The sequence below is a fragment of the Microbacterium sp. C448 genome (genome assembly GCF_000582705.2).
Classification (GTDB): Bacteria; Actinomycetota; Actinomycetes; order Actinomycetales; family Microbacteriaceae; genus Microbacterium; species Microbacterium lacus_A.
Window position 1 is genome coordinate 1 of the sequence record NZ_HG779768.1, and the last position, 3,262, is coordinate 3,262.

Genomic DNA, 3,262 nt, shown 5'->3' on the forward strand with positions numbered 1-3,262 from the left:
GTCAACGCCCGGTTCGCGGGCGAACCCGAACACGCCACGACCGCTGGAGGTCAGATGACCCCGCCCGGTGGTGTCACATCGGGCGGGGTCATCCCGCCCTTCACCGAGCGCGAGGTCGACGTCCTCCGCCTGCTGGCGCAGGCCCTCAGCAATGCCGAGATCGCCGCCCGACTGGTGATCGGCGAGGCAACGGTCAAGACCCACGTTTCCAACGTTCTGCAGAAGCTCGGCGCCCGTGACCGTGTCGCGGCGGTCGTCTGGGCCCACCGCAACGGCTTCGCGTGATCCTGATCGTCTGATCGCTGACCCCTCCTCCCCCGCACGCCGGAGGACGAAGACCCCCCACCCGGGGGATGTCCCGCTGCCGCGCCCTCCGTAGCGTGGAATCACACTCACGGAAAGGATGACGGATGCTGCGACTGACCGGTATCACCAAGAGCTACGGGGGACGTCGTGTGCTCGACGACGTCTCATTCGATGTCCTCCCGGGCCGTCTGACGGGATTCGTCGGAGGCAACGGCGCGGGCAAGACGACGACCATGCGCATCATCCTGGGCGTCCTCGGCAAGGACGGTGGACAGGTCGACATCGACGGCGCGGCCGTGTCGTCGTCCGACCGGCGCCGATTCGGCTACATGCCCGAGGAGCGCGGCCTGTACCCGAAGATGAAGGTGCTCGAGCACATCGTCTACCTGGCCCGCCTGCACGGCTACTCGAAGGCAGACGCCACCCAGCGCGCTCAGAGCCTGCTCGAACAGCTCGGGCTCGGCGAGCGACTCGGCGACAACGTCGAAACGCTCTCCCTCGGCAACCAGCAGCGTGCGCAGATCGCCGCGGCGCTGGTGCATGACCCCGAGGTGCTGATCCTGGACGAGCCGTTCTCGGGTCTCGACCCCCTCGCCGTCGACGTTGTCGCCGGCGTTCTGCAGGCGCGCGCGGCGCAGGGCACCGCGGTGCTGTTCTCGTCCCACCAGCTCGATGTCGTCGAGCGGCTCTGCGACGACCTCGTCATCATCGCGAACGGGACGATCCGGGCGGCGGGAAGCCGCGACGCCCTCCGCGCCCAGCACTCCGCCCAGCGCTTTGAGCTCATCTCCGCCGCCGACGCCGGGTGGGTGCGGGAGGTTCCCGGGGTCACCGTGCTCGAGTTCGACGGAGGCTACGCGCTGTTCGACACCGATACCGAAGAGACCGCGCAGGCCGTTCTGCGCCGCGCCGTCGAACGGGGGGACGTGACGAGCTTCGCGCCCCAGCATCCGACCCTCGCCCAGATCTTTAAGGAGGTCATCCAGTGAGCACTCCCACGACATCCCCCGCCAGCCGACCCGCGCCGTCGACCGCACAGAGCGTCTATCTCGTCGCCGAGCGCGAGATCGGATCGAAGCTGCGCTCGAAGGCTTTCGTCATCTCGACGGCGATCCTGTTCCTGATCGCCCTCGCCGGCGTGATCTGGGGCGGCTTCACCGCACGCGACGCCTCGGGCATCCCCGTCGCCGTGACGCCCGACGCCTCGTCGCAGGTGCAGGGCATCGAGGGCCTCGACATCACCGACGCGCCCGATCGTGCCGCCGCAGAGACCCTCGTTCGCGACGGCGATGTGGACGCGGCGATCGTCGGCGACTCCTCGTCGTCCGTCGGCATCACGCTGATCGCGGAGTCGTCCGCGCCCACCACACTGCTCCTGCTGCTGGCGCAGACGCCCAACGTCGAGCTGCTCGACCCGGACGAGACCGGCGGCGCGCTCCGCTACCTGGTCGCGATCGGATTCGGGGCCGTCTTCCTGCTCGCGGCATCACTGTTCGGCGGGACGATCGCGCAGAGCGTCGTCGAAGAGAAGCAGACCCGCGTCGTCGAGATCCTGATCTCGGCCGTTCCCACCCGGGCGCTGCTCGCCGGCAAGGTGATCGGCAACACGATCCTCGCCATGGCCCAGATTCTGGGACTTGCAGCGATAGCGGTCATCGGCCTGACCGTGACCGATCAGACAGCGCTGTTGCAGGGTCTCGGCGGTCCCATCGCCTGGTTCGCGGTGTTCTTCTTCTTCGGCTTCATCCTGCTCGCGTCGTTGTTCGCCGCCGCGGCCGCGATGGTCTCGCGTCAGGAAGACATCGGATCGACGACGACGCCCCTCACCATGCTGATCATGGCGCCGTACTTCCTCGTGATCTTCTTCAACGACAACCCGCTCGTGGTCGGCATCATGTCGTACGTGCCGTTCTCGGCCCCGGTCGGTATGCCCCTGCGGCTGTTCCTCGGCGACGCGCAGTGGTGGGAGCCGCTGCTGTCACTCGCGATCCTGATGGCGACGTGCATCGCCGCCATCTTCATCGGCGCGAAGATCTACGAGAACTCGCTGCTGCGCATGGGCGGTCGGGTCAAGCTCGTCGAGGCGCTGCGCGGCTGACCCCGAGCTTCGGCCCGTCTTCGCGGCATCCGCGCCATCGATCGGTGGAGCGGATGCCGCGAACTGGCGCCGCTCGGGCCGTCTGCCGACGCGGGCCCGTCGGGCAGCACGAACCAGAAGCTGGCACCGCCCAGGTCCGAGTCCTCGATGCCGATCAGGCCACCGTGCGCCTCGACGATGCGGCGGCAGGTCGCAAGCCCCAACCCGATACCGGGTGTGGAGTGATCACCCCGCTCCATGGCGACGAACACACGCTCGCGGTCCTCGAGAGGGACCCCGGGGCCGTTGTCGTCCACGGTCACGCGCCATCCACCGGACACCCGCAGGGCGCGCACCTCGACGAACGGCTCGTGCCCCTCAGCCGCGGCGAACTTCACGGCGTTGGCGATGAGGTTCTGCAACAGTGCCCGCAGCAGGGTGGGGTCGCCCGTGACGCGGACCGGCGCGTCATAGACGATCCGGGCCCGCGTCTCGCGCAGCGAAGCATCCAGATCATCCGCGACGCTCCGGACGATTCTCTCCAGATCGATATCGGAGCGCGGGGCGATCGCGCCCCCGGTCCGGGCGTAGTCGAGCAGATCGACGATCATCGAGTCCATCCGCGAGACCGCCGATTCCGCGCGTTCGAGCGCGCGGACCGCGTGGGGTGCGTGGGCGATCTCCGGATCGTCGGCCGCGATCTCGATGAAGCCCGAGACCGCGTTGAGCGGGTTTCGCAGATCGTGGCTGACCTGCCCCGCGAAGTGGGCGAGTTCGGCGTTTGTGCGCAGAAGGATGCGCGCGGCGCGCCGCAACTCGAGAACCTCGACGACCTGGTGCGCGAGCAGCTCCAGGGCACGGCTCGCCGCGGGCGAAAGG

The 3,262-nt window shown here is 68.7% G+C and carries 4 protein-coding genes; 3 read left to right on the top strand and 1 reads right to left on the bottom strand.

The features are described 5' to 3' along the window. The 3 genes from MIC448_RS13205 to MIC448_RS13215 form a co-directional block, all read left to right on the top strand. Positions 1-285, top strand: a 285-nt coding sequence (locus MIC448_RS13205; RefSeq protein ID WP_036300585.1) for a response regulator transcription factor, incomplete at its 5' end; no start/stop codon positions are given. A gap of 125 nt (positions 286-410) precedes the next feature. Further along, the gene (locus MIC448_RS13210; RefSeq protein ID WP_036300587.1) at positions 411-1,295 is read left to right on the top strand and encodes an ABC transporter ATP-binding protein; all 885 of its coding nucleotides are present in this window, start codon (positions 411-413) and stop codon (positions 1,293-1,295) included. Beyond that, positions 1,292-2,404 (top strand): ABC transporter permease, encoded by a 1,113-nt coding sequence (locus MIC448_RS13215; protein ID WP_036300589.1) that lies wholly within the window; start codon positions 1,292-1,294, stop codon positions 2,402-2,404. The genes MIC448_RS13210 and MIC448_RS13215 overlap by 4 nt, the downstream gene beginning before the upstream one ends. On the opposite strand, the gene MIC448_RS13220 is transcribed toward MIC448_RS13215, so the two are convergent. Beyond that, a partial coding sequence (locus MIC448_RS13220) for an ATP-binding protein (RefSeq protein WP_144238052.1) occupies positions 2,341-3,262 on the bottom strand: 922 nt, incomplete at its 5' end. The genes MIC448_RS13215 and MIC448_RS13220 overlap by 64 nt on opposite strands.